Genomic DNA, 2,530 nt, shown 5'->3' with positions numbered 1-2,530 from the left:
GCATCAGAACAAGGGACAAGCGGTTCACCAGCCTACATCATGTCGTGGGTGGCACCCACACCACGCACTCCGAGACATCCGCGCATTCCGGAGCCAGCACCCAGGCCAGCGCGATCAGCCAGAAGGTGAGCAGCAGACCCGCCGCCGCGCCCAACAGATCGAAGCCGCGCTTTAGCGTGGCTTCGGAACGTGAAAGCCCCGACAATTGATTAGCCCCTAACGTTTCCAGCGACCATGAAAAACGAGGTGCATCAGAAACACGCGACGATTCTGGTCGGCTTTCTTAAGCGCGTCGAAAGCCGAAAACGCTGCATCGGCCACACCAACGAGAGCCAGTGCATCCGTCCGGGAGAAGCGCCTCGACAAGTCATAATCCGCCTCGTGACGTGCCTGCTGAAGCTCCACAAAGGCATCCGCTACGGTCACAAGACGCGGGTCGGGCGGACCAGGGATCAGCTGGCCCAGGGGGTCAGCCGGAGCGCCGGGATTCCATTTCAACAAAACCTGACAAGCCTTCTTCATCTCGGCATGCCCGAGAGCACGCGCCACGCGTTGCCGCAACACATCGCGACCCTGCCCCGCGACCACCTCCCTGCTTGCTGCATCCACCAACAGATGGAAAAGGGCATAATAGGCTGCGGAAACGGCGCGCCGAAGGCTCGCCTGGCGCGGACGCCGCGGCTCATGAGTGGCAAGCTGTCTGGCCTGACTCAGCAAATCCCTGTGCAAAGACATCCCGTCTCCCCTTCAGCCTTCCTCCTGGCCCGGCTCTCGCACGCGAATATATGCCCAGAGCCCCGGGACCTGGCTCGAGAGGAACTCGTGGATTCGCCGCCGCATCGAGGCCAGAGCCGGCTGCATTTCGTCCTGGGCGGGAAAATCCGCGTCAAGCACAATCCAGACCCACAGAGCCATTTCACCGTCCGCATCCTCGGCCTCGGCAAGCTCCACGGACCTCACCCAGTCCGGCCGTTCCAGCCGCTGGACCCCCTCACGCAAATCCTCAAGTGACACCGCACTGGCCAACATACTCATCCTCTTCATCCAGGATTTCCGGGAAGTCGCGCGGCGACCCGCACAATCACCCCGCTCTCTCCCACTCTAGCGCATCGGCAACCCCCGGCCCATCCGGCCGCGGCCCTTGCTGAATATCTTTCAACTGTCCATCCCCATCAAACCCGGCGGCAACTGTGCTGGGCTAATGTTGGTGGACACCTCGATCGGTGGAATGATGAGGATCTGATCGAGGAGACGATATGGGACGCAGGAATTTTGATCCGGAGTACAAGCTTCGGGTTGCCCGGATGGTGGTGGACGAGGGCCAGGGTGTGCCGCAGGTGGTGCGGGATACGGGGGTCGGCGAGACGGCGGTCCGGCGCTGGGTCGAGCAGCTCAAGGCGGATCGATCCGGCGAGGCGGGTGATGGTCGCCCCCTGACGCCGGAGCAACGCCGGATCCGGGAGCTGGAGGAAGAGAACCGCCGACTGCGAGAGGACAAGGCCCTACTAAAAAAGGCTTCGGCCTTCTTCGCCCGGGAACTGCTGTGATGGTTCGCTGCATCACGACGCTGGCGAAGAAGGCTCCGGTGAAGCGGGTGTGTGATCTGCTGGAGGTGAACCGGTCGGGCTACTACGCGGCGCAGACGCGCCGCCGGCGGCCGCGCCAGCCGTGTGCACTGGAGGCACGGGTCAAGGAGGCGTTCGAGCAGTCGGAATGGACCTAGGCAGCCGCCGTGTGCAGGCCGCCCTGCGTTCGGACGGTGTGACGGTGGGCCGCTACCGGGTCCGCCGTCTGATGCGGGAACAGGGCCTGCGCCCGGTCTGGAAGCGGGCGTTCGTCGTGACCACCCAGCGGGATGCGACCGCGCCGGTGGTGGAAAACCACCTGGACCGGCAGTTCCAGCCATCGCGCCCGAACGCGGCCTGGGTGACGGATATCACCTACATCCGGACCCGCACCGGCTGGACGTATCTGGCGGCGGTGCTGGACCTGTTCAACCGCAAGGTGGTGGGCTGGTCCATGAGCCGAAGGCTGGATGCCGAGTTGGCCTGCAGTGCGCTACGCATGGCGCTGCAGAGCCGGCAACCCGAGCCCGGTCTGCTGGTCCACTCCGACCAGGGCTGTCAGTACACCAGCGACGCCTGGCGGCGTGTGCTGGCGCAGCACGGCGCCCGGGCCAGCATGAGCCGGCGAGGTAACTGCTGGGACAATGCGGTGGCCGAGCGCTTCTTCCTGAACCTGAAGATGGAGCGGGTCTGGCGGCGGGACTACGCCAACCATGGCGAGGCCACCCGGGACATCACCGACTACATCGTCGGCTTCTACAACGAGCGCCGAATGCACTCGACCTTGGGCTACCTGTCGCCCAACGCCTACGAGCGAAAATGGACAGCCGAACCTCCTATCGAGGTGTCCGAAATCGCTTGACCACTACAGCGGCCGCGAGCCCCCGGGCCACGTCCAGCATCGCGGCCATACCCGCATCCGGAGCCCGCTCGGGTGGCTGCACCAGCACCGCCACATACCCTTC

Annotated in this window: 2 protein-coding genes and 1 pseudogene; 2 read left to right on the top strand and 1 reads right to left on the bottom strand. The window is 64.6% G+C overall.

Annotated features, from left to right (window positions below):
- Nucleotides 1-37 precede the first annotated feature (37 nt).
- Entirely contained in the window at nucleotides 38-205 is a 168-nt protein-coding gene (locus tag D577_RS14200) for a hypothetical protein (protein ID WP_018947973.1), read from the bottom strand.
- Nucleotides 206-234: 29 nt separating this feature from the next.
- On the opposite strand from D577_RS14200, the gene D577_RS14305 reads away from it, so the two are divergent.
- Both D577_RS14305 and D577_RS14195 read left to right on the top strand, forming a co-directional pair.
- On the top strand, nucleotides 235-1,011 hold the full coding sequence (locus D577_RS14305) for a hypothetical protein (protein WP_155985585.1): 777 nt from the start codon (nucleotides 235-237) through the stop codon (nucleotides 1,009-1,011).
- Nucleotides 1,012-1,256: 245 nt separating this feature from the next.
- Nucleotides 1,257-2,427 (top strand): annotated as a pseudogene (locus D577_RS14195) (IS3 family transposase).
- Nucleotides 2,428-2,530: the final 103 nt, after the last annotated feature.

Origin of the sequence: Thioalkalivibrio sp. AKL17, assembly GCF_000377885.1 — a bacterium.
Classification (GTDB): Bacteria; Pseudomonadota; Gammaproteobacteria; order Ectothiorhodospirales; family Ectothiorhodospiraceae; genus Thioalkalivibrio; species Thioalkalivibrio halophilus.
This window is presented reverse-complemented; position numbering and strand designations above follow the sequence as displayed.